Below are 25,453 nucleotides of genomic sequence, written 5' to 3'. Positions count from 1 at the left end.
TTTTACTTTTCAATAAAAGCTGTCTTAAAATCAGCGAGGCCAAGAACGGACCAGAAATAGCCTTTTACATAAGGTTTGGTTACAAAGGGTTGGGTTGTATAGTAAATGGGAAGAATGACTCCATCATCAAAAAGAATTTTCTCACCATCGTGCATAGCTTGCATACGGATCTTTTGATCCATAGTGGACTGTGCTTGTTCTATCACACGATTATAGACGGGATTGTTATATTTAGCATCATTAGTAGGATCTTTAAATACATCCATAAACGTCATAGGATCCGTGTAGTCTCCTTGCCAGGAGGCACGAGCAATTTGAAATTCACCTTGGTGTCGCGATTCTAAGAAGACTTTAGATTCCTGATTTGCTAAGGTAACGGAAACACCTAGATTTTGTTTCCACATTTCTTGAATGGCTTCGGCAATTGATTTATGAATTTCACCTGTATTGAATAAAAGCGTGATTGGTGGTAGTCCTTTGCCCTCAGGATATCCAGCTTCCGCTAACATTTTTTTGGCTAAGGCTATATCTTCTACCTCATAATTGCCTCCTTCCTCGCGGAAGTCTTTATTGGTAGCAGGATTAATAAGACCAGGTGCAACCCAAGAGTAGGCTGGTTTTTTACTACCTTTAATAACATTTTTAACTAGCGCGTCACGGTTGATTGCAAGGGAAAAGGCTTTGCGAACCTTAGGATTATCAAAAGGGGCCTTTTGCGTATTAAATACATAGTAGTAGGTGCCGAGATAAGGTGATATTTTGAGGAGACCAGCTTGATTTAAGCGGTCGTGTTCTACCACTGGTGGCTCTACCATCATATCTGCTTGGTTATTTTCAACGAGTGCCAGCCTAGTTGATTGGGAATCGCTGATTGGCCATTCCATTTTTGATAATTTTACGGTTGCTGCATCCCAATAGTGATCGTTTTTAGCAAATTGAAGTTGCCCGCTGTGAACCCAATTGGTGATTTTGAAGGGGCCATTTCCGATTAATGTTGTAACATCATTAGCCCAATTGTCAGGATTAGCCGCTACCGTCTTTTGATTAACAGGGTAGAAAGCATGGAAGGCTGTTAAATTCAAGAAATAGGCAGTAGGTTTTTCTAATGTTACTTCCAAGGTGTGATCATTGAGAGCTTTTATTCCAAGGGCGTCGGACCCTAATTTTTTTTCGTTATAAGCTTGGGCATTTTTAATAGGAAATAACATGTAAGCGTTTTCGAAAGCTAATTCTGGATTTAAAGCGCGTTTCCAAGCAAATTCAAAATCTGTGGCGGTGACAGGGTCGCCATTGGACCATTTGGCGTTAGAGCGCAAGTAAAAGGTATATGTAAGTCCATCACTAGAGACATCCCATTTTTCTGCTGCACCTGGTGTAGGCTGATCTTTGGCATCAAGACGGGTCAACCCTTCAAAGATTTGCAGCTCTACCAAGGATTCTGGAATGGCTGTGGATTTGCCTGGATCTAAAGTGGCTGGTTCCGCTTCTAAGGCGTAGCGAAGCACCTGTTCATTATTGCTCGTTTTACTACACCCTACTCCGAGGAGAAGGATCATTACCATCATTAGCATTAATCCAATGAGTTTTTTATACGACATTGTTATTCCTCCTAATAAAAATTGTTTACCTATCTTCTGGAAGACAAAAGTGGTCATAGATCACTTTACCAAGAGAAGCTACCAACTGAAGCCCTTGGAAATTAACAATAAGATCAGCTGTCAAAATGCAAATAATATAGGGGCCACCGGGCAGGAATAAAATCCCTCCATCATGTTCTACCCCAGATAAGGTTCCCGTTTTATGAGCGATTACCGTTTCTTCTGGTAAATAAAAAGGTAACTTATCTTGGACTTGCTGCCTTGTTAAGATATCTAGCATTAATTCACTATATTCGGTAGGTAGTTTTGAATTGCCATAAATAATCGAGAACAAATGGGCTAAATCGGCTGCTGAGGTATCATTTTCTTTTCCTGCCAAGGCAGCCTCGAAATCCATCATGCGCCGTCTAAGTACAGTTTGCCCTAATCCAAGGTCCTTCATAGTTTTATTAACTGAGTCCATCCCAACGAGGTCAATCAGCATATTGGTAGCCGTATTGTCACTAAGGATAATCATTAAGGTAAGAAGTTCGCGAACCGTCATACTAATATTTGGGCGCAACTCCTTAAGAATACCGGCACCACCTGTACGGAAATGATCCGTTACGACAAGAGACTTATCTAGGGATATGAGGCCTGATGCAGTTTGGCGCACGACTTCATAGAGAATAGGGACCTTAATCATACTTGCAGAAGGGAATATCATTTCTGGATTTATTTTAACACTTTCTCCAGTGGCGTGGTGCTTAATAACGATGCCCCAGCGCCCTGTATATCCTGCTAAAACAGGTTCTATTTTCCTACGTAATTCTTCCATTATTCTCTTCCTTTACATTTTATGTAGTAAATGACATGCTGCCATATGACCAGCACCTATATCAACAAAAACTGGTTCTAGCTCCGAACATAGGGGCATAACGTGGGGGCAACGAGTGGAAAACCGGCAGCCAGAAGGCGGATGAATAGGACTTGGTATATCACCTACTAGGTGAATTCGTTTTCTCTTCCCTTCTACTAAAGGATCTGGAATCGGAATAGAGGAAAGTAACGCTTGGGTATAGGGATGCTGCGGTTTGCTATAGAGTTCTACGCTATCCGCCAATTCAACAATTTTGCCTAAGTACATGACAGCGACACGATTACTAATATGCTTTACCATGGCTAAATCGTGGGCAATGAATAAATAGGTTAAACCTAATTCTTTTTGCAGACGTTCCAATAGATTGACGACTTGAGCTTGGATAGACACATCTAAAGCAGAAATTGGTTCATCGCAAATAATAAAACTTGGCTCTACAGCCAAAGCCCGGGCAATTCCGATTCTCTGTTGCTGGCCACCGCTAAATTCATGAGGAAAACGACTCATGTGTTCGGAGTGCATTCCTACCAGTTGCAAGAGATCAATAATACGCTCTTTACGTTCTTTGGGTGAAACAAGTTTATGAATATCTAAGGGCTCTCCAATTATATCTCCTGCAGTCATACGAGGATTCAAAGAAGCATAAGGATCTTGGAAGATCATCTGCATGTTACGTCGCAACTTTTTTTTATCAGTGGAATTATCAATGTTCTTTCCATTGAAGAAGATTTCACCAGCAGTAGGCTTATATAATTGAATAATCGTTCGTCCCGTAGTAGATTTGCCACAACCGCTTTCTCCTACGAGTCCGAGAGTTTCTCTTTTGTCAATAGAAAAACTTACGTCGTCAACTGCTTTTAAGTAGGAAGTGGGGCGACCAAAGAAATCATTTTGTGTAACAAAGTATTTTTTAAGGTTGCGTACTTCTAGAATCGCTGTTTCTTTCATGAACCAATTACCTCCCTTTTGCCCCTGGTGCGTCAGGATGTTGCAACCAGCATCTCACGCTGTGGTTTTGGCTAATATGTGTAGTTTCAGGAGCATGCTCTAAGCAAATATGCATCGCATGCGGGCATCGAGGGTGGAAGAGACAGCCATGCGGTGGTTGTAAAAGGTCTGGTGGCTGCCCGTTAATGGTAGATAGTACTTGTTTATCCACATCCATGCGCGGCACCGATTGTAAAAGCCCCTGGGTATAGGGGTGCTGGGGGTTATGGAAGATGTCCATGGCTGTTCCCGCCTCAGCAATTTTACCTGCATACATCACAAGAATTCGGCTGCAGAGTCCAGCAATGGCCCCAAGATCGTGGGAAATCAAGACAATAGCTGTATTAAATCTTTCTTGCAGATCTTTCATAAGATCAAGAATTTGCGCTTGAATGGTTACATCAAGCGCAGTAGTCGGTTCGTCAGCGATCAAGAGTTTAGGGTTACAAGAGAGTGCCATAGCGATCATGGCACGCTGCCTCATGCCACCACTAAATTGGTGGGGATAATCTTTTATACGCTGTTCTGGGGAAGGGATGCCTACCAAACGTAGTAACTCTATGGTTCGAGTGTAAGCGTCTTTCTTGCTCATTCCCTGATGCAGTTGAAGAGCTTCCACGATTTGCATTCCTACAGTAAGCACTGGATTAAGGGCTGTCATAGCATCTTGAAAGATCATGCTAATTTCATTGCCCCGAATTTTTTCCATATCGGCTTCAGACATTTTGAGTAAATCAGAGCTCTCAAATAGTATTTTCCCATTGCTATAACGACCAGGAGGCGTTGGGATTAGCTGCATGATGGAATGGGCCGTTACACTTTTGCCGCAGCCTGACTCGCCGACAATTCCGAGAGCCTCTCCAGGAAAGACTTGAAAACTAATAAGGTCAACGGCTTTTACTTTGCCAGCATAGGTATCAAAGGACACGGATAATTCTTGAACATCTAACAAAGGATACTTTTTCATTTTACCTCCTAACGCCGTACGCGGGGATCTAATGCATCTCGCAAACCATCCCCTAAGAAATTGAAGGCCAACATAGTGATACTGATGGCCATGGCGGGAAAGAACAATTGGAAGGGGTAGGATCTTAAGCTGGTAATTCCCTCAGAGGCTAGTACTCCCCAGCTTGCCATGGGTGCTGCTACACCGAGACCAATAAAGCTTAAAAAGGCTTCGGTAAAAATTGCTTCGGGAATCGCTAGGGTCATAGTGATAATAATAGGGCCCATGCTATTGGGAAGCAGATGATAAACAAGAATGCGCCAGTTGCTCGCCCCAATGGTACGAGCGGCAATCACATATTCTTGTTCTTTTAAACTTAAAATTTGTCCACGAACAATTCGTGCCATGTTTAGCCAATAAGCAATACCTAAGGCGATAAAAATATTCGTCAGTCCTGGCTGCAAGACGACCATCAGCAAGATTACATAGAGCAAAACAGGTATACCATATAAAATATCAACAAGATTCATCATAACTCGGTCAACACGGCCACCGAAAAAACCAGAGATCCCACCGTAAAAAACTCCGATAGTAAGGTTGAGGAAACTGGCGACCACGCCGATAGACAATGAGATTCGTGCACCATACAAGACGCGGATAAATAAGTCTCGCCCAAGACTGTCAGTACCGAACCAGTGCTCGGCACTAGGAGGCTTATTGGTCTGCATAAGATTCTGATCGGAGTAATTTCCCGAAGATAATAAAGGGCCAACAAGAGCAAGTAGGAAAATCAATAGAATTGTATATAGGCCTATCATAGCTAACTTATTTTTTTTCAGGCGCCGCCAAGCAGCTTGGCTAAAAGTGGTACTAGGGCGAGCGGGAATGGCTAGGGCACTCTTTTGCAAAATGGGCTCAAAGGATTGACTATTTTGCTGCATTCATTATTCCCCCTGTTTCCCATCTATTTTTATCCTAGGATTGAGCAGTGGATAGATAAGATCCACAAATAAATTCAAACCAATTACAAGTACACTATAAAAGATTGTTACACCGAGAATGACTGTATAATCTCGGTTATAAATGCTAGTGACAAAATGTCGCCCAAGGCCTGGAATGGCAAAAATGGTCTCAATAATAAAGCTTCCTGTCAAGATAGAAGCGGACATAGGTCCGATATAAGTAACAACGGGAATTAAAGCATTTTTTAGTGCGTGTCGATATAAGATAACAGTCTGGGATAAGCCCTTAGCCCTAGCTGTCTTAATGTAATCCTGAGCAAGAACTTCCAGCATACTCGAACGAGTAAGGCGAGCTATGAAGGCCATGGGATGTGCGGCTAAGGCCGTGGCCGGTAAGATCGCATAAGTAAATCCACCCCACATGGCTGCGGGCAATAATGACAGTTTAATAGCAAAGACGTAAATTAATAAGGTAGCAAGTACAAAGCTAGGAACAGATACACCTAGAGTGGCGAAGATCATGGTAGTATAATCTTGCCATTTGTTTTGGCGAAGAGCTGCAATGGCACCAGCAGGAATTCCTATCAAAATCGATAAGCCAATACTGAATACCCCTAATTGTAAGGAGATTGGAAAACTTTCACGAATGAGATCATTAACAGTGCGTCCCCCATATTTAAAGGAAGGGCCCAAATCAAAGCGAATCAGATTACCCAAATAGTCAATATACTGTTTCCACAAAGGATCATGAAGCCGATAGCGTTCTTCAATATTTTTTAGTACAGCAGCGGGGATATTTTTTTCGCTAGTAAAAGGACCACCAGGAATGGCATGCATTAAAAAAAAGGTAATGGTAATAATGGCCAATAATACAAGAAGAGAATTAAAAGTGCGGTTTAGCATATAACGCAACAAAGGCGGTACACTCCTTTCTTAAGCAGAAAAAGGCATACGTACTGTATGCCTTTTTGAGGATCATTCTTATCTATAGACTCCCTTAATGTTGTGGGACTTATACAGTACCCTATTTGGACTGGCGTATGTTGGAATTTAAGGTAAACTTCTATAAAAAGACAGTAAAGTCCTTCTATTGACGGGAACTAAATGGTTTTACGAGGGGATGTTATTATAAGGTAAGTAAATTTTTGCAGGGTTTTACATTTTGATAGCAAATAGTAAATAAGTGGGATTAACGCAGCAGAGCTCAATCATTTCTGATGGTTGCGAGCTATACTGCTTAATTCAGCTTAAATAACAAGTATACTATGGAGGTAGTCATCGTGGGTCGAAGAGTTTTGTCATTAGTGCTCCTCATTACTTTCCTATGGAGCGGGATTGTCTTAGGGGCTGCTAAGCAACCAGATGTAGATGCCGAAGCTGCTATTTTAATGGTAGCCGATACAAAAGAAATCTTATTTGAGAAAAATTCCAAAGGTATTATGTATCCTGCTAGTACGACTAAGATTATGACTCTGATTACTGCTTTAGAAAAAGGCAACCCAAACAGTGTCGTAACGGTTAGTCCCAAAGCTGCTGCTTGCGAAGAATCCAGGCTAGAACTAAATGCAGGCGACAAATTGACACTAAATGAAGCAATGACAGGTATGATGCTGGTCTCAGGTAATGATGCCGCTGAGGCAATCGCTGAGAATGTAGGTGGTTCTATACCCAAATTTGTAGAAATGATGAATCAGATGGCAGATAAAATTGGTGTGGAAAATACGCATTTTACCAATCCTCATGGCTTGCCTGACCCAATTAATCACTATACGACAGCATATGATCTTGCATTGATTACTGCATATGGTATGAAAATGCCTAGCTTTGTAAAAATCGTTTCAACTCCTACATATGAGGTTAAATTTCTCAATCGAGGTAGTATTTATGCGAATAATACAAATAAACTACTAAAAACCTATCCAGGGATGAATGGTGTTAAAACAGGTTACACCAACGATGCTGGTGAATGTTTAGTAGCGAGTGCCAAAAGGGGTAATGTTGAACTTATTGCTGTCATCCTTAACAGCGATTATCGCTGGCGCGATGCGACTAAATTATTGGATTTCGGTTTTGCTCAGCTTGGCCTGTAAACGTATGCAATCTGGCGTTCTCTAGTTTAAAAATTTAGACTCTGTCGAATACTACTAGCAAAAACGATAGAGGATAACATAGATGCAAATAATCATAAATAATTATCAATGGATATATATACTGTTAATTTTATTAGTACTTTTGTTACTAGGAGCAATGTTTTTGGCGAAGCCGGTTATGCGTTATATCATTAAAAGAGTGACAAATGATGCATTAGGCAAACTGCTTACCGATGATTATACGCAAAATATTGCGGAGTTGTTGCCATCACTAACTCGATTTTCTTTATTAAATTTAGTGGAAATGAGTTTGCGTGCTCAAACGGGAAAAGCCTTAGCACGGCCCTTAGGATCACCGAAACACTTTGTTGGCTATGATAATTTAATGTTTTCTCCAAGGCAGATGACTTCCTTATCTTTGCCTGAAAGTGCTAAGATTAACATGAGTGTAACGATCGGTTCTAGTGCAAAAAAACCTCTTAAGATAAAGATTCCTTTGATGATTGGGGGGATGGCCTATGGACTTGCGATGAGTGAAGAGGCTAAGGTGGCATTGGCTAGAGCTTCAAAGAAACTGGGAACTGCAGCCAATTCGGGGGAAGGTCCTTTTTTGCCTGAAGAACCAGGGGAATCAGGCAAGTTTGTTCTACAAGTCTGCTGTTGGTCATGGGGGGCAAGAACGAATAAACAGATTGCCTTTGCTGATATGTTAGAGGTTAAGATGGGACAAGGAGCAGATGTCGGGGTATCCCGCATAGAGGCTGCGGAGTTTACTGGCAGAGCACGGGTTTTGGGAGGCTTAGCTCCCGATGAGCCAGCAATTGTCCTTAATGCCCCTCCGGGGATTGAAAAGCCGGAGGATTGGCCTAGGTTCATTGAAGAATTGCGACAAAGAGCGAACGGCATTCCCATAGGGCTCAAAATCATGGCGACGGATCGCCTAGAAGAAGAATTAGCTATGGCGGTAGCATTAGGGTTTGATGCAATTGTTATTGATGGATGTGAGGGTGGTTCCCATGCAACTGCCCCTATTAAACAAGATGATTTTGGCATACCTAGCCTACACGCGCTGGTAAGAGCAAAACGTTTTTTACAAGATAGCCAAATGAGCCTGATTATATCAGGGGGGTATTTTACACCCGGTCAATGTCTAAAGGCGTTGGCTTTAGGAGCAGATGCTATTTACTTGGCAACTGTACCTCTTTTTGCCCTTGGACATAATCAAATCCCAAAGGTTGCCCCATGGGAACCACCTACTACGTTGATTTACTACAATTCTCCAACCAAAACACAGCTTGATGTTGATCAGGCAGCCACTAGTGTAGCAAATGTATTGACGGCCATGGTTTTGGAAATGGAGGAAGCAATGCGCGCCTTAGGGAAGAAATCACTAAAAGAACTTAGTGCTAAAGATCTTGTAGCACTTGATGATATTACAGCCCGAATTACAGGCGTAAAAAGTGTATTTGATAAGCCTATTGTTCCAGCGATAATAACGAAAAATAATAATAAAGAGAAAGGGCAACAAGCAAAACAAAAGAGTGAGCAGCTTAGTCTTGAAGAACTAAAGGATGAAATTGGAATTCAAGAGTTTACTAAGGCCATTGAACTGAATCCAAAGTATATTCTTGCCCACTTCGGCCTGGGACTAGCTTACGAGAAAAAAGGGTTATACCAAGACGCGATTCGTGCATACGGCAAGGTTGTTGAAAATGCCAATCTGCCACAAGACAAAAGTTGGGTGGAATCAGCCCAAGATCGTATTAAAGAGCTCGGCGAAAAGATATGAATGATCTTAACACGTTCATACAAGCGTCCTGGTTTTTGCTAAGGAGGTAAAATATATTGAAACCATTGGAAAAAGCAGCTATTTTTCTTGTTATAGTAGGTCTAGAACGAGGCAGAAACATTATTGAATTAATGGACAATGGGGAAATACATGCGATTGTTCCTGAAATTCGTAAGCTTAAGGAGCTTTCGGCACAAGTTCAAGAAACTGTATGGACTGAGTTTGAGCAATTAGGTTATGATGACAAGATGAAACCATCAGAAGTTTTATATCTGATTCGATTATTGTTTAACGGTAGCAAAATTAGTAACACGGTTAAAATAAGATCCTAGAAAGAGGAATGCAATCATTATATAAAGGAGAATTATTATGCCGCAAAAACAGCTTTCTAATGAAGAGATTATTACATTTATTTCAGAGGAGAGGGTAGGCCACCTAGCAACCTATGATTTGGGGAATACGCCTTATATTACGCCTCTTAATTATATATACTATCAAGGTAAAATTTATTTTCATTGTGCAAATGAAGGGCGTAAATTAGATAATATTGCTGCCAATCCTCAAGTGTGTTTTGAGGTCAGTCGCGTCAATAAATCTGTATTTGGCTCGGTAGCTTGTCAATGTTCTACCCGCTATACTTCTGTGTTGGTATTCGGTAAGGCCTATACAATAGAAGATATAGCCGCAAAAACAGACCTTCTGAATATCTTTACTGAGCAGTTTGCCGAAGGGCGTTCTTATCCTCACATATCTGCTGAGGCCGCTTCGCGTGTTACTGTTGTTGAGATAACTGTTGACTCTATGCAAGGAAAAGCCAATATAGATCCTGGAGAACAATAGGTTTTTATTGCAAATTTATCCCCAAATGAAGCTAGGCTTGAAAAGTTTATCAATTCTACATACATATAGGTATGGTGGTTGGACTTCAAGTTATTTATATAGGAACTGCTTAAGAATATTTTTTTAAGCAGTTCTTTGTTATTTTCCTTAACATTAAAATCTTCTTTGAGGTAAATACTATAAAGATATGGGGGTGAAATTGATAAAAAGAAAAACAGGATTTCTGCATAACATGTGTAGCCGTAAAAAAGTTTATAAATCTATACCTTATGGTGGAAGTATTTAATTTAAAAATAAAGTATGATAACTCTATCGTTAGGATATAAATAAGTAGTTGAAAAGGAGGTATGAATATTGCTGATTCATATTCAATGTGGGAAGATCGTAAATATTGATAATTATGGTAACGGGATATGTTCTGGATGTGGTAAAAAGGTAAATATAAGAGTATCAAAGAAGTAAGCAAGATGTCGCCATAAGATTGGCGGCCTTTTTTAATTGAGTTTCGTTCCAGTACCAATAAATATTGCCTTTAAATAGTTCATTGAATGATGGTTGTACGATTCTAGTAGAAGGGTATATAATGTAGTTAACTGTTTTAATTAAATGGCTGAAATAAAGTTATCAAGTTTGAAGATATTATATAATGTTTGGATAGGATCTTTTTTAGAAAAGAGCATGGAGGAAACTCACAATTTCCTTTTTTATAATAATAAGCTAAAATTATAATATTAATGATTTTTTGATTTATAAATAGAAATGAAAGGCGGCTAATCAATGAAAAAACCTTTATTTATCGGGTCTGCTGTAGCTATTGTAACTCCCTTTACTGAAAATGGTGTGGATTATGAAACATTAGAAAAATTAATTGAGTTTCAGATTGCAGGTGGATCAGACGCTATTGTAGTCTGTGGTACCACAGGAGAAGCTTCTACTATGCCAGATGATGAACATATTGCCGTTATCAAGTTTGCAGTAGAAAAAATCAATAAACGTGTACCGGTTATTGCAGGTACTGGCAGTAATGATACCCGTCATGCAATCGAATTATCCAAAGCAGCCCAAGATGTAGGTGCTGATGCAATCTTATCAGTCACTCCCTATTATAATAAAGCGACACAAAAAGGCTTATATGAACATTTTAAATTGATTGCGAATCATATTAAGATTCCAATCATTCTGTATAACGTACCAAGTAGAACCAATCTGAACTTAAATCCTGAGACGATAAAAGCATTATCGGAAATTGATAATATTATTGCTCTTAAGGAATGCAACCTTGGACAAGTTGGTGATGTAGTAAATCTATGTGGCGAAGATTTTGCGGTGTATTCTGGTGATGATAATACAGTATTACCTCTTTTGTCACTGGGCGGGAAAGGTGTCATTTCCACGATGGCAAATATTATTCCAAGAGATACTCATGACATGGTCGCAAAATTTTTCCAGGGTGATGTAAATGGTGCTATCAAGATGCAGCTTCATACACTAAATCTCATAAAAGCATTATTTAGCGAAGTAAATCCTATTCCAATTAAAGCAGCTGTAAACCTATTAGGTTTTAGAACTGGTTTATGTCGTATGCCTTTAACGGAACTTAGTGAAGATAATCTTGAGGTTCTTCGCGCTGAAATGAAAGCTTATGGGTTAATCTAAATAGTCAGCTTCATGAAAGAGATATATTCTAAATACATAGAGAAATCCTGTAAGGTGATCAATAACCTTTGCAGGATTTTTTTTGCGTGATATCAGGCAATTATTTATTTAATTATGGTGTTTCTTGCATTATCATAGCCAGACGAGAGTATGCCCGCAAAGTATGTTTCTTGATTTTTTAAGTATTTTGGCTAATGTTTCGATATACATAGTAAGAATTAGTGGTTAACACGATGATCCTGGGAGGGAAGTTTTTATGCGCAGTATAACTTTAGATGAAATAGAGCCGGGCATGTATTTATCAAAACCACTCATTACCGCAGATGGTACGGTTTTACTTCATGAGGGCATAGTAATGAAGGAAAGGTACATTGAGTATCTTCGCAATAAAGGTTTTACAACGCTATTTGTTGGAGATCTAGAAATCGAAGAAAAGGCTAAAGTTGAAGAAGACTTTTACAGTCCACAAAAAAAACAAGAGGCTTTAGGCGCTGCACGGGAAGTAATTAATAACTTTAGTGTTGGTAAAGGACTAAAGCTAGATAATGTAAAAAATCTTGTTAGTGAATGGATTCATCATCTGGGACAGAAGCCAGAAAGTATGGTTAACCTTCTTGACGTACGACGTAAGGAAGGGTATATGTTTTCTCATGCCATTAATACCTGCATTTTATCAATTATGACTGGTATTGCTATGGGATATGATGCTAAGCAGTTAGATGAATTGGGATTGGCAGCGATACTTCACGATGTCGGTAAAATTAAATTTTCACAAAACGTAGCACAGCAATTTCCTAACTACTTAACGAAGAAGGAAAAGGATGAGTATAGGCGGCATCCTTTTTACTCTTTAGAAATCTTACGTGAAAATTACTCCTTATCAGTGAATGTTCTTAATGCCTGTTTTCAGCATCATGAACGGTGGAATGGTAGTGGTTATCCTATGGGCCTTAAGGGAAATGATATCTGTGAATATGCCCAGATTATTAGTGTCGCCGATGTTTACGAGCGGTTGATTGTAGGAATGCCTCATCGCTTGCCTACACCTGTATATTATGCAGTTGCCATTTTGAACAAAGCGGCAGGGGAATACTTTAACCCGGCTATTATCGATAAATTTAACCAGAATGTTGCGATCTACCCTATTGGAAAAACAGTAAGACTTAGTAACCAGCAAAGTGGTGTAATTCTTGGTGTTGATATAAAAAATAAAACGACACCCATCGTTCGTATTACTTCTAGCCAAGATCAAAAAGATATTGATCAGGTTGTGGCCCTTGATTTGATGAAGACCCCTGGACTCTTTATCGTGGATTTTGAAGAAGTATCTAGTTATTCGCAAGCATATGCTGACCGTGCCTATATTTCTCATGTAAAAGAGCAGGAGGTATAATAGGAAGGATAATGCATAGTACTTCTAGAAGATTTTTCTAATATTTTTGTTCTGATATGAAGAAGAACTGTAAATATTGGGAAAACTATAGAGTAAGAAAAGGTATGCGAGGGTAACCATGTATTGTGATTCTTGTGGTAAAAAACTTTCTTATAATGCAAAATATTGCCGCCATTGCGGTTCGAGGCAAAAAGATCCTTTAGACGATACCCAGCCCTTGCCGATCATCAATGAACTAAAGATTTTTGATGTTACGCAACAAAGGAAAAGATTTGAGCCATGGTATAAAGCGATTTTACCAAAGAAACCTCATACAAATCGGTCTAAAGTGTGGCAGATTCTATACGATTTATTTTATATAGCAATATGTATTGCGCTGCTATATGTTCTTGCAACATTTAAAACAATTAAAGAATACCAAAGCTTAACTGGATTGTGGAGTGGTTTATTGATGGTTTACCTTTGGTGGAAACGCTGATCCCTCAATGTCGGCAAGTGTGGAGGCTTATAAGTTTGGTAGAATAAGGTTTAGAACGTTATTAAAATGAATAGTCTAAAGAAAAGACTCAATGGGTAGAAATCAAATGCCCGTTGAGCCTTTTCTTTTTTTGCGCCCCAAATTCTTGGTGTTAAATATTGTAGCAGTGTAAAGTAATACACAACATTTCATTTTGTTGGAAAATATATGAAAAAGAATACACATTTTAATATCAGTGATACACGTAAGTGTAACATTCTAGGTTACCAACTTCTAAAATTAAAAAGTTGCTTCCCACATAACACATAAGTGCTGATTTTTCTTGGACGAAGGTGAAAAAAAATTTTTGTTGGTATGATAACAGATTATTGCAAAAACATTGGCATGAGACTTGCAGAGTATTGGAGTAAGAATACTTTAGATCTTCCATTACGCAATCGGCTCAGGTGAGGGGGGTGCCATATATTAGGTACCTGAGTACAGTATATGGAGTAATGGTAGATATGGGCTTGTTAGTTAGGGAATATGTAAGGAAATGTAGACACTTAGATAGGTCCCTCTCAAATTAGGCTCAGTAGTACAAGAAAAAAACGAAAAAACCTAAGGAGAGATTTAAATTATGAAAAAAAAGTTAATTGCATCTTTGGCGGCTTCTATGGTGTTAGGTATAGCCGGAACTTCCTTTGCAGCAGTAGTAAATCCTTTCTCTGATGTCCCTGCGAAACACTGGTCCTATGGAGCTGTTACAAAATTGGCTAACGACGGTATTCTGGAAGGATATGGTGATAGTACATTTCGCGGTGATACAACCATTAGTCGTTATGAGATGGCAATCATTGTAGCAAAAGCAATGTCGAAAATGGATAAAGCTGACGCAAGCAATAAGGCTCTTATTGAAAAATTATCCCAAGAATATGCCAGTGAACTTAGTAAACTAGATGTTCGTATGACTACAGTAGAAAATAAGGTGGATAATGTAAAATGGAGCGGTTTTATCCGCGGTAAGTATGATAGTGACACTAGTGATGGTCACAATATAAATGGTGGTAATAAACATTATTTTTTAAGGTTAGACGGTTCTGCCAAAGTAAGCGATAATTGGCAAGCATATTGGGCAAGTGAGACAAGGCATGATTACACTTCTAATGGATGGAGCAAATTAGGTACACAGCAGGATAATACAAATGATGGCGATGGTACTTGGTTTAGAATCTGGACCCAAGGAAAAGTGGGTGATGTAGGTGTTACTGCAGGTAGGGCATGGATTGGTTTTGGGGACAATGCAGTGTGGGGCCATGAAGCTACTGGCTTGTGGTTGGATCTTCCTACAGGTAAATTAAAAACTACTGTGTTTGCGGCTAAGCCTACTCAAGGTAATGGGGCAATCAGTCTGATTGATGCTACGAATACAAATATTTACGGCGTTAACTTTAATACCGACATCTCAAAAAAACTAAATATTAACTTGCTAGTTGGTGGCAATCAAAAAAATGATCGGACAATCAATACAGCAGGTTACTACGAAGATAAAAATGGTTCGCCAAACTGGGTTGCTCCAACTACTACTGTGAAAAAACAGCAAATGAGCAGTTGGGGTGGAGTCACTCTCACCACCAAGATAACGGATGACTTGAAATTGACCGGTACCTATGCAAAAACCAATGCAGATGACTTTAATAATACAGAGCATATTAGATTAGATTATAAAACTTGTGACCTGAACAAGCCAGGAACCTATGGGCTATATGCTAGATACTTCAAGTTTGGCTTAAATGGCGATCCTTCCCACGATGACGAGTGGGATTCATTGCGACAAGATTCTAAAGGTTGGGTATTAGGTGTTGATTATGCAATTGCCAAAAATGTGCAATGGACAACTCTTTACTCCGACCAAAAGGTAGGAATATCTAACTCAGCTTCGGAATACAACAGAAAGCTGATTCGTACTCAGTTTGACTTGCACTTCTAATCAAATAATAGAAAAAGACCGCTAACAACTTGTTATCGGTCTTTTTCAGACTTCTGACATAGTAATTATTCTAAGTAAAGGGGCAATTGATATGATTCATAAAAAATTGGTGAATTTTCCTGAAAACTTTTTGTGGGGTGCGGCGTCGGCGGCTTATCAGGTGGAAGGAGCTTGGGATGAAGATGGTAAAGGACCTTCTAATTGGGATGCTTATGTGCGAATCCCTGGCACTACCTTTAAAGGAACCAATGGTGATGTAGCTGTTGATCATTATCATCGTTATAAAGAGGACGTTGCTTTGATGGCCCAGATGGGGCTAAAAGCGTATCGTTTCTCTATTGCCTGGACTCGTATTTATCCTGAAGGCAGCGGTGAGGTCAATGAAGCAGGTCTAAAATTCTACGATGATTTAATCAATGAACTGATCAAAAATAATGTAGAGCCTATTATTACATTATACCACTGGGATCTACCCCAAGCATTACAGGAGGCATATGGTGGTTGGGAATCTAGAAAAATCATCGAGGATTTTAGCAATTATTGCGTTACTCTCTTTAAACGATTTGGAGATAGGGTAAAATATTGGGTATCTTTGAATGAACAAAATATATTTATTATGCATGGTTATCTGAGTGGGGCTCATCCTCCAAAGGTTATGGACTGCAAGCGGATGTATCAGGCAAATCATATTGCCAGCTTAGCGAATGCTAAGGTCATCCAATATTTTAGAAAGGTTGTACCTAATGGAAAAATTGGCCCCAGCTTTGCTTACTCTCCTGCCTATGCATCTAGTAGTAAACCAGAAGATGTACTAGCCTATGAAAACGCGGAAGAACTAAATAGTTTTTGGTGGATGGATGTGTATGCTTGGGGTGAATATCCCAAGGCAGTTTGGAACTATCTCGAAAGAGAAGGTTTGGCTCCTACTATAGAAGATGGCGATAGGGAGCTATTGAAAGCTGGGATTCCCGATTTTATGGGGGTCAATTATTATAGGACGACTACCTATGAAATAAATTCACTTGCTGGAGTTGGGGCAGGTCAAATGAATACAACAGGGAAAAAAGGGTCTACACCGGATACTGGTATTCCAGGTTTATTTAAAACCATCAGAAATCCTAATTTAGAAGCGACAGATTGGGATTGGGAGATTGATCCAATAGGATTACGTATTGCCTTGCGCAGGATTACGTGTCGCTACAGATTGCCAATTCTTATTTCAGAAAATGGTTTAGGTGCTTTTGATACACTCGAAGAAGGGGATGTAGTAAATGACGATTATCGAATTGAATTTATCCGTAGACATCTTGAAGAATGCAAAAAAGCCATCACAGATGGAGTCGACTTATTAGGCTACTGCGTTTGGTCTTTTACAGATTTACTGAGTTGGCTCAATGGTTACCAAAAACGTTATGGCTTTGTATATGTTAATCGAGATGAAGAAAGTGAAAAAGATATGAGACGTATTAAAAAGCAAAGCTACTACTGGTATAAGAAGGTTATTGAAACCAATGGGAAGGAATTATAAGCGGAATGCTGAACACCCCTATTTGGATAGAATAATCGTAAGGACTGCCATTTAAGGCAGTCCTTTTTGGTTTTTAGCATTACTTTGGAAAAAAATACACTTGTATTTAGAAAATGACATATATATGGCAAAAAATAATACAGATCCCAGGAGATAAAATACACATTCTGGTACAAGGATACTTAAGCTTTATTACTTACCTATTTATGTTAGTCTGCAGTGGTAAGAAGCCTATAAATAGGGCCTTCAGAGTGGAATTCTAGAAGAGAAGTCCTAACTGCAAAGTAGCCTCTAGACGGCGAAAAAGCTCTTACTACGTATTGGCATGCATCTTGCAATATCTAGTAGCAGGTAAGTAAAAGAAAAAGGAGTGTTGCTTTATGGACAAATTTATCAAATGGCTCGAAGAATATTATGCACCTGTTGCGACTCGCATTGGTGACCAGAGGCACTTAAAAGCAATTCGAGATGGTGTCGTATCCTTAATACCTTTATTATTAATGGGCTCGTTCTTTTTAATTATCGCCTTTCCTCCTGTTGCTGGATTGGCAAAAATGGTGGAACCCTATGTTGGTAGTTTGTTATCCGTTAACAATGCTACAATGGGTCTCATGGGATTAATGGCATCATTTTCTATTGCATATTCATTGGCTGGCTCTTATAAAATGGATCCATTAGGAAATGCTTTGATTAGTGTGGCTACCTTTATGCTAGCGACACCTTTTACCAAAGATGGTAATATTGCTTCCGCTTGGATGGGGAGTAAAGGGTTGTTCGTAGCTATGCTGATAGCCATCTTTGTAGTAGAAGTACAGCGCTATATGATTAAGAAAAATCTTGTTATCAGAATGCCCGAGGGCGTACCTCCTGCGGTTGCTCGTTCCTTTATGTCATTGATTCCTGGGTTTATCTCAATCAGTGTCGTGTGGTTTATTAATAGCATGTTATCTATGAGTGCAACCAATTTGCAAGATGTTATTTACAAGATCCTTGCTGCACCACTACTTAGCCTTGGTGGCAGTTTGCCAGCCTTCCTGCTTGCGATATTTTTTGCCCAGTTGTTATGGAGTGTTGGTATTCATGGTGCTGCCTTAGTTGGTGGTGTAATGAGTCCTGTATACTTAACATTAGCCCAACAAAATGCTGCTGCAAAAGCTGCTGGTCTGCCTATTCCCAATATTATATGTCAACAATTATGGGATGTTTATGGTAATATTGGCGGATCCGGTGCCACCTTTGCATTGGCAATCATGTTACTTACCATTGCCAGATCCAAACAGTTAAAAGCGTTAGGTAAATCAGCAATAGGCCCTGCCTTTTTTGCTATCAATGAACCGATTCTTTTTGGTATGCCAATTGTAATGAACCCTGTGCTAATGATTCCCTTTATTTTCGCACCGCTTATTTCTATTACGATTGCGTACTTTGCTATGGATGCAGGTTTAGTAGATAAGTTATTTGTCATGGCGCCATGGACTACTCCTCCTATTATCAATGCGTTTTTAGATACAGGTGATATAAAAGCAGCAGTATTGCAGATATTTTGCTTCTTTATTACTGGTGCGGTTTACTACCCCTTCTTTAAGATGTGGGATGCAGCGAAAACCAAAGAAGAATTTGGTGCTGCACAGGATGCAAAGGCTAAATCAAACCTAACAATTGGAGTTTAAGTAATAAGATCTCGATGCTATGGGTCAATAAGAGGTCTATAGCATCGAGATTATAAAATTAGGATTAAAGATGAGAAGAGAGGTATGTTATTATGAATATTTTATTAGTTTGCAATGCAGGAATGTCTACTAGTCTTTTGGTAACCAAAATGCAAAATGAAAGTCAAGCCAATGGGAATCAGGATACTATCTTTGCTTGTTCAGTGGATGAGTTAGAGCTGCATATTGATAACTGTGAAGTGGTGCTTATCGGACCACAAATAAGATACAAATTAAAGAGCATTAGTGAAATTGCTACAGCAAAGGGGAAAGGATATGCTGTCATTGATTCTGTAAGTTATGGTATGGTCGATGGCAAGAAAGTCCTTGCTCAAGCATATCAATTAAAGAAATAGTTATTTTTAAAAAAAAGGAGACACCAATGGAGACTGAACAAGTTGCTTTTTCAATCATACTACATGCAGGCGATGCTCGTAGCCACGCTTTAGAGGCGCTACGTTATGCACGCGATCATAAGTTTACGGAAGCAGATGAAAGTATGGCCCAGGCAAAAATACAGCTTATTGCTGCCCATCAAATTCAAACGGAGTTGTTACAAGCGGAAGCGCGGGGAGGAAAACAGGAAATAAACCTCTTATTGATACATGCCCAAGATCATTTGATGACTGCTATTTTAGCAAAGGATTTAATAGAAGAAATGATTTTAATGTTTAAAAAGTAGATTAGATAAAAAGATTTATTAAATTCTATATGAAAAATGAAAACTGCAAGCTTAAATGCCGTCCATATTGTGGCGATGATTATATTGTAAAACCTAGTTGTTTTCAAACATAGACGGAGCAAGCCGATAAATATAGCTTATCTTATAACTTTTTACGAATACCCTAAAGGCAACTATTTAAAAAATGACGCCAGATCAGTTGAATAGATCAGGCGTCGTTTTTTCTATGAGTTTATGAGTTATTCTATTTCGTAGTTAAAGGAAAATCGGCCTTAAACTGAGGTAGGTTACAACCTTTAAAACATTTATGAGCAAGGACCTCCCTGTCACTAAATTATATTTCCTAAATTAGTGGCAAGGGAAGGGAGGCACTCATGATGAGTAGAACTGTATTAGTACAGTTGAAGGGGGTAACGGAAGATATGTATCAAAATATCGTAGAAGATTTAGAAAAAAATATCTTACAAGGTACTTACAAAAAGAAAAAATTGCCATCTGTTCGAGAGTTGGCTAAATGTTATCATTGTAGTCAAAGCACGGTTGTTAAGGCATATGAGTCATTAAAAATGAAACACATTGTATATTCTGTACCGCAAAGTGGCTATTACGTGTTGGAAAATTTACTAAAGAATGAAGTAGTAGATAATTCTGTTATCGATTTTTCAACAGGTAATCCGCTAATCGGAAAGATACATATTCCTGATCTAAAACATTGTCTTAATAGAGCAGTTGATAGCAGCAATAATTATTCTGCGTTGAGGGATCTACATGGAACAGAATCGCTGCGAAATATTATGTCAAAATACCTTGCCAATTTCCAGGTTTTCACTTCTCCCAAGAGCATATTTGTTAACTTAGGGGTTCAACAAGCCCTAAGTATGTTAACCCAAATGCCTTTTCCTAATGGAAAGGATGTAATTTTGATAGAGCAGCCCACCTATCGATTTTTCACTGATTTTTTAAAACACATTGGTGCTAAGGTAAAAGGCATAAAACGATCTGAAGAAGGTATAGATTTAAATCTACTTGAAGCTATTTTTCGGGAAGAAAAGATTAAGTTCTTCTATACAGTACCTCGTAATCATAATCCATTAGGAACGTCATATAGCAAAGCTGAAAGAAAAGCAATAGCAGCATTAGCAGCAAAATATGATGTGTATATTGTTGAGGATGATTATTTTGGTGATGTTTCTTCTATAGACCATAAATACGATACAATTTATACGTTGGGCGATCACTATCATCATATTTACTTAAAAAGTTTTTCTAAAATAATACCCTGGTTTAGAATTGGACTCGTAGTGATTCCTATCCATTTAGTGCCAACTTTTGAAGAGCATGCCTGGTATTCTTATTATCATTCTTACTTTTCTGCATCTTTGGTCTCCCAGGCAACATTAGATATCTATATTCGCAGTAAATTACTTGAAAAACATGTAAGTTCAATTAGAAAAGAATTGGGGCAGCGACTTAAAGCATTACGGGGTGGTTTTCGTGATATAGAAAAATATCAGATGACGTGCATTGGCGGGGAAAGTGGGTTCTATTCTTATTTGAAACTTCCCGAGTATATAAATGAAAATCTTTTTATTAATGAATTAAGGAAACAGCATGTTCTTGTTACTTCAGGTAGATTGTATTACATTGATGATTCCTTTTATGAAAAGGGAGTACGGTTAAGCATTTCCCGGAGCAATAGTAGAGAAATCCAAAAAGGGCTTCAAGTCATTTGTGGAGTTCTCGAAAAGTATATAAAGTAAAGCTTTTGCAGGATAATGTGCATAAAACCACGAAGTGAAGTGGAAATATTTAGACAATAGTTAGATGCGGTATTGATAAATTTGGATTTAATGTGGTAAAAGGCCGGAGGTAGGGATGAAACGAATTGAAAATGTATTTACAATCGTTAAAAGTTTATGCGAAGAACAATCCAGTACAGAAGGGATAGTAACGGGCGTATCCACTGAGCAGGTGGCTATTAGACTTGGTATTCAGCGATCGAATGCTTCCTGCGATTTAAACTCGTTGGTAAAGGCTGGAAGATTGGAAAAAATAGAAGGTAAACCAGTTTTATATCAAAGTATTGATAGCTTGCAAAGTGAAGATGAGGATCAAATGGAACGATCAGCCTTAGATGCTATCATTGGCGCGGATAAAAGTTTGAAAAATGCCGTTAAGCAAGCCAAGGCTGCAGTTAGATACCCACCACTTGGCTTACATACTTTGTTACTAGGTGAGACTGGGGTCGGTAAATCCATGTTTGCTGAAACCATTTTTCGTTATGCCCAAGAAATTGGGAAATTGCAGGCCGATGCTCCCTTCATCGCCTTTAATTGTGCTGATTATGCTCATAATCCACAGCTTCTGTTAGCCCAATTATTTGGTGCAAAAAAGGGGAGTTATACTGGTGCAGATCGTGACCGAGTAGGCCTAGTGGAAAAAGCGAATGGTGGTATTTTATTTTTGGACGAGGTCCATCGTTTGTCGCCAGAAGGGCAAGAAATGCTATTTTATTTAATTGATAAGGGATTATTCCGCAGTATGGGAGAAGTAGAGTCCTATAGAAAGGTAGAAGTTTTAATTATTTGTGCCACAACGGAAAACGTTGATTCTTCCTTACTTAAAACTTTTACCCGGCGTATTCCTATGATTATTAAGTTGCCAGTTATCAGAGAGAGAACGATAAGCGAACGCTGGGAATTAATTAAAAGTTTTTTCAAGCAAGAGGTGCAATGTCTCAATGTTCCTATCAGTGTATCGCCGAATGCCTTAAAAGCGTTTCTATTATATGATTGTCCTAATAATATTGGTCAACTAAAAAGTGATATCAAACTTAGTTGTGCTAGGGCATTTTTAGATTATGTAGGCAGCAAGGATGAAATTATCAAAGTCAGTAGTGAGGAATTACCAGAATACATTCTGAAAGGCTTCGTGAAATACAAGGAACATCGAGAGGATCTTGATACGATTGGCCTAACAGAAGATATTATTTTTCAAGTTTCTCATGGGAAAAAAATTCAAATTAAATATAGGGATACAGTAAGTATTTATGAAGTGCTAGAACAAAAAATAAAAAGCCTCAGAATGAAGGGGATGAGCGAAAAAAATATTCAACTCATTATGGGGTTGGATATTGATACCTATATTAAGCAGTATATGGCTAAGTTTCGCAAAGATAACTTAGAAGCATTATATAAAATAGTGGATAGAAAAGTGGTAGATGTAACGCAAAAGTTTTTGCGGTATGCATCTAATAAAATTGGTAAGCAATTTAATGATAAGATCCTATTTGGAATGTCGATACATATATCCAGCACCCTGGAGAGGATTCGCGAAGGAAAGGAAATTTCAAATCCCCATTTAGCTGAAATACAGAAATCCTATACTAAAGAATTTTCGGCAGCGGTTCATTTTGGAGTATTGTTAAAAGATACTTTTGGTATACAGATACCACTTGATGAAATAGGGTTTATCACCATGTTTATCGTATTAGATGAGTATATTGGCAAGGAATATCATGGGCGGGTTGGTGTAGTTGTTGCCATGCATGGGACAAGTACTGCCAGCTCCATGGCCGAAGTTGCCAATCGACTGCTCGGTGAACAACATGCCATTGGATACGATATGCCTCTTGAGAAAAAGACGGAAACCGCACTAGCGGAAATTACGCAACTAGTGAAAGAACGAAATGAAGGGCAAGGCGTCATCATGCTAGTTGATATGGGATCTTTAGTGATGTTTGGCCATATGATTTATGAGAATACATCCATCCCGATAAAAACCATAGAGATGACCAGCACGCCCATGGTACTAGAAGCTGTTAGAAAATCGCTAATGCGAGTTCCTTTAGATGATATATATTATGCTGTAACTAACTTGAGTCCTTATATTGGTCGGATTTATTCAAATCCACCTGAAATTAGTAATCGTCTAAAGAATGATGTAATTGTAGTAGCTTGTATTACTGGTAAAGGTACAGCCATTAAGCTGAAAACTATGATTGAAGGTTTATTAACCGCCCAAGAGAGAAGGGTTGATATCATTCCTATGGAAATTTCTAGCATGAAGGATTTTGACGCTAAGCTAACTAAGATAAAAAAAGAAAAAAATCTAATCGCCGTAGTTAGTAGTATTCGGCCAAAGGATAGTGTTGTACACTATATTTCTCCAAAACAATTACTCGAAGGCAAACTAGACGTTTTATTAGCAAACGTATTTTGTGATGGGAAAGAAACTTTACCTTGTAACATATCTTTAGACGTAAATGTAGATGAAGAGCAAAACATTTCGGAAGGAAAAACTGTATTCTCGTTAGATAGGCTAAGTTTTATGCAAAAGATTATTAGTGAGCATGTTAGTATTGATAGTGAAAAGTTTATGGAATCTTTCCGCTTATTTTACTTGGAGCTAGCTAGAAATGGTTTTGTCATTAGTGAGGATGCCAGTATTGGCTTAATTCTTCATTTGGCCTGTGCCATTGAAAAATTGCTTACAGGTGAAATTATTGCTCCTTCCAATTCCTGCGAATTAATAGATATGGAGATAGATAAAGAAATCTACGTTATTGTAGAGGCGGCCCTACAGTCTATCGAAGAAAATTTGCGTATCAAGTTACCTATCAGCGAATATTGCAATATTGTTAAATTAATTCATTATACATAGCCAGCTTATATGGGTTAGGAGGTGTTTGTTACTGGATAAGCTAATTAGATTTCTTGAAAGATATTTCCTGCCGATTGTAGGTAAAATTTCGGAACACAGGCATTTGCAAGCAATCAGGGATGGTGTAGTTGCTACCATTCCCCTATTATTAATTGGATCGTTTTTTTTGGTTTTTGCCTTTCCACCAATCGAATTCTTTGCTAAAATAGTGGCCCCCTATAGTGCTGCTTTGCTTGCAGTAGTGAGTGCCACTTTTGGTATTATGGGTCTGGTAGCAGCTTTTTCCGTGGCCTATGGCTTAGCTGCTTCCTATCAAATAGATACCTTGTCTTCGGGTCTTTTGAGCGTTTCTGCGTTTCTCCTAGCCTCACCTTTAACCAAGGATGGCAATATTGCCTCTAGATTAATGGGGAGTGAAGGATTATTTGTTGCTATGATTATTGGGATATTTGTGGTGGAAGTACAGCGGTTTATGATTAATAAGAATATTATCATTACTATGCCAAAAGGAGTTCCTGTTTCCGTAGGAAGATCCTTTGCAGCCTTACTGCCTGGTTTCGTTATTCTAACTATAATATTACTAGTTAATGTATCGTTAGCAGATGTGGGAGGGTTATCCATTCCTAGCGTTATTAATAAAGTGGTTACGGCCCCTCTTTTAAATCTAGGTGGTACGCTGCCAGCGACATTATTCGCAGTGTTTGCCATTCAACTTTTATGGGCCTTTGGAATACATGGCCAAGCTTTAGTCGGGACAGGAATTATGGGACCTATTTGGTTGGCTTTTACCCAACAAAATGCTGCGGCTAAAAGTGTCGGTGAAGCAATTCCCAATGTTATCTGTCAACAATTTATTGATGCTTTTATTCTTATTGGTGGTTCTGGTACCACTCTAGCATTAGCAGTATTATTATTTACTACCGTAAAATCCAGCCAATTAAAAGCATTGGGCAAAACTTCTATTTTGCCAGGTTTTTTTAATATTAATGAACCAATTACATTTGGTATGCCGATCGTAATGAATCCAATTATGATGATTCCCTTTATTATCGCTCCCTTGGTTTGTGTAATGACTACTTTTGTATTTATGAATTCGGGAATCGTTGCCAAACCCTATGCTTTGGCTCCCTGGACGACTCCTGCTTTTGTCAGTGGTTTTTTGGTAACGGGAGACTGGAAGGGGATAGCGCTGCAAGTTTTAAATTTTATTATTGCTGGGATCATTTATTATCCCTTTTTAAAAATATGGGATAATGCCAAAGTTAAGGAAGAACAAGAGCAATCTATCTGTGGCAAGTAGTAACA

At 38.7% G+C, this 25,453-nt stretch carries 21 protein-coding genes; 15 read left to right on the top strand and 6 right to left on the bottom strand.

Features of this window, described 5'->3' with window-relative positions:
• Nucleotides 1–2 precede the first annotated feature (2 nt).
• The 6 genes from QSJ81_RS13010 to QSJ81_RS12985 are packed head-to-tail and all read right to left on the bottom strand — an operon-like array spanning nt 3 to nt 6,267.
• Nucleotides 3–1,598 carry a peptide ABC transporter substrate-binding protein gene (locus QSJ81_RS13010; protein WP_285717811.1) on the bottom strand — a complete coding sequence of 532 codons (1,596 nt, stop codon included), beginning with the start codon at nt 1,596–1,598 and terminating at the stop codon, nt 3–5.
• Nucleotides 1,599–1,623: 25 nt separating this feature from the next.
• Nucleotides 1,624–2,415, bottom strand: coding sequence for a serine hydrolase (locus QSJ81_RS13005; protein WP_285717810.1), 792 nt, complete (start codon nt 2,413–2,415; stop codon nt 1,624–1,626).
• A 12-nt stretch (nt 2,416–2,427) separates the two neighbouring features.
• Nucleotides 2,428–3,405, bottom strand: a complete 978-nt coding sequence (locus QSJ81_RS13000) for an ABC transporter ATP-binding protein (RefSeq protein WP_285717809.1) — start codon at nt 3,403–3,405, stop codon at nt 2,428–2,430.
• Nucleotides 3,406–3,412: 7 nt separating this feature from the next.
• Complete coding sequence (locus QSJ81_RS12995; RefSeq protein WP_285717808.1) at nt 3,413–4,411, bottom strand: ABC transporter ATP-binding protein; 999 nt, start codon at nt 4,409–4,411, stop codon at nt 3,413–3,415.
• Between the two features lie 8 nt (nt 4,412–4,419).
• Nucleotides 4,420–5,331 (bottom strand): ABC transporter permease, encoded by a 912-nt coding sequence (locus QSJ81_RS12990; protein WP_285717807.1) that lies wholly within the window; start codon nt 5,329–5,331, stop codon nt 4,420–4,422.
• 3 nt (nt 5,332–5,334) lie between these two features.
• Nucleotides 5,335–6,267 (bottom strand): ABC transporter permease, encoded by a 933-nt coding sequence (locus QSJ81_RS12985; protein WP_285717806.1) that lies wholly within the window; start codon nt 6,265–6,267, stop codon nt 5,335–5,337.
• A 365-nt stretch (nt 6,268–6,632) separates the two neighbouring features.
• Between QSJ81_RS12985 and QSJ81_RS12980 the strand changes: the two genes are divergently transcribed.
• From QSJ81_RS12980 to QSJ81_RS12910, 15 genes are all read left to right on the top strand, one after another.
• Nucleotides 6,633–7,442 carry a D-alanyl-D-alanine carboxypeptidase family protein gene (locus QSJ81_RS12980; RefSeq protein WP_285717805.1) on the top strand — a complete coding sequence of 270 codons (810 nt, stop codon included), beginning with the start codon at nt 6,633–6,635 and terminating at the stop codon, nt 7,440–7,442.
• 82 nt (nt 7,443–7,524) lie between these two features.
• Entirely contained in the window at nt 7,525–9,231 is a 1,707-nt protein-coding gene (locus QSJ81_RS12975) for a glutamate synthase-related protein (RefSeq protein WP_285717804.1), read from the top strand.
• Between the two features lie 56 nt (nt 9,232–9,287).
• The gene (locus QSJ81_RS12970) at nt 9,288–9,563 is read left to right on the top strand and encodes a hypothetical protein (RefSeq protein WP_285717803.1); all 276 of its coding nucleotides are present in this window, start codon (nt 9,288–9,290) and stop codon (nt 9,561–9,563) included.
• Between the two features lie 37 nt (nt 9,564–9,600).
• The gene (locus tag QSJ81_RS12965; protein ID WP_285717802.1) at nt 9,601–10,071 is read left to right on the top strand and encodes a pyridoxamine 5'-phosphate oxidase family protein; all 471 of its coding nucleotides are present in this window, start codon (nt 9,601–9,603) and stop codon (nt 10,069–10,071) included.
• 777 nt (nt 10,072–10,848) lie between these two features.
• Nucleotides 10,849–11,727 carry a 4-hydroxy-tetrahydrodipicolinate synthase gene (gene dapA, locus QSJ81_RS12960; protein ID WP_285717801.1) on the top strand — a complete coding sequence of 293 codons (879 nt, stop codon included), beginning with the start codon at nt 10,849–10,851 and terminating at the stop codon, nt 11,725–11,727.
• A gap of 256 nt (nt 11,728–11,983) precedes the next feature.
• Nucleotides 11,984–13,120, top strand: a complete 1,137-nt coding sequence (locus QSJ81_RS12955; RefSeq protein ID WP_285717800.1) for an HD-GYP domain-containing protein — start codon at nt 11,984–11,986, stop codon at nt 13,118–13,120.
• Nucleotides 13,121–13,238: 118 nt separating this feature from the next.
• Nucleotides 13,239–13,598 carry a zinc ribbon domain-containing protein gene (locus tag QSJ81_RS12950; RefSeq protein ID WP_285717799.1) on the top strand — a complete coding sequence of 120 codons (360 nt, stop codon included), beginning with the start codon at nt 13,239–13,241 and terminating at the stop codon, nt 13,596–13,598.
• A 619-nt stretch (nt 13,599–14,217) separates the two neighbouring features.
• Nucleotides 14,218–15,567: an S-layer homology domain-containing protein gene (locus QSJ81_RS12945; RefSeq protein WP_285717798.1), complete on the top strand. Its 1,350-nt coding sequence runs from the start codon at nt 14,218–14,220 to the stop codon at nt 15,565–15,567.
• A gap of 91 nt (nt 15,568–15,658) precedes the next feature.
• Nucleotides 15,659–17,095 carry a glycoside hydrolase family 1 protein gene (locus QSJ81_RS12940; protein WP_285717797.1) on the top strand — a complete coding sequence of 479 codons (1,437 nt, stop codon included), beginning with the start codon at nt 15,659–15,661 and terminating at the stop codon, nt 17,093–17,095.
• A 380-nt stretch (nt 17,096–17,475) separates the two neighbouring features.
• The gene (gene celB, locus QSJ81_RS12935) at nt 17,476–18,765 is read left to right on the top strand and encodes a PTS cellobiose transporter subunit IIC (protein WP_285717796.1); all 1,290 of its coding nucleotides are present in this window, start codon (nt 17,476–17,478) and stop codon (nt 18,763–18,765) included.
• 92 nt (nt 18,766–18,857) lie between these two features.
• Entirely contained in the window at nt 18,858–19,160 is a 303-nt protein-coding gene (locus QSJ81_RS12930) for a PTS sugar transporter subunit IIB (RefSeq protein ID WP_285717795.1), read from the top strand.
• 26 nt (nt 19,161–19,186) lie between these two features.
• On the top strand, nt 19,187–19,486 hold the full coding sequence (locus tag QSJ81_RS12925) for a PTS lactose/cellobiose transporter subunit IIA (RefSeq protein WP_038674710.1): 300 nt from the start codon (nt 19,187–19,189) through the stop codon (nt 19,484–19,486).
• A gap of 374 nt (nt 19,487–19,860) precedes the next feature.
• On the top strand, nt 19,861–21,246 hold the full coding sequence (locus tag QSJ81_RS12920; protein WP_285717794.1) for an aminotransferase-like domain-containing protein: 1,386 nt from the start codon (nt 19,861–19,863) through the stop codon (nt 21,244–21,246).
• A 115-nt stretch (nt 21,247–21,361) separates the two neighbouring features.
• Nucleotides 21,362–24,148: a sigma-54-dependent transcriptional regulator gene (locus tag QSJ81_RS12915; RefSeq protein WP_285717793.1), complete on the top strand. Its 2,787-nt coding sequence runs from the start codon at nt 21,362–21,364 to the stop codon at nt 24,146–24,148.
• Between the two features lie 31 nt (nt 24,149–24,179).
• Nucleotides 24,180–25,448 (top strand): PTS sugar transporter subunit IIC, encoded by a 1,269-nt coding sequence (locus QSJ81_RS12910; RefSeq protein WP_352230896.1) that lies wholly within the window; start codon nt 24,180–24,182, stop codon nt 25,446–25,448.
• Nucleotides 25,449–25,453 lie beyond the last annotated feature (5 nt).

Origin of the sequence: Pelosinus sp. IPA-1 (genome assembly GCF_030269905.1) — a bacterium.
GTDB lineage: Bacteria > Bacillota > Negativicutes > DSM-13327 > DSM-13327 > Pelosinus.
The sequence above is the reverse complement of the archived record's forward strand: the minus strand, read 5'-3'. Positions and strand labels throughout refer to the sequence as shown.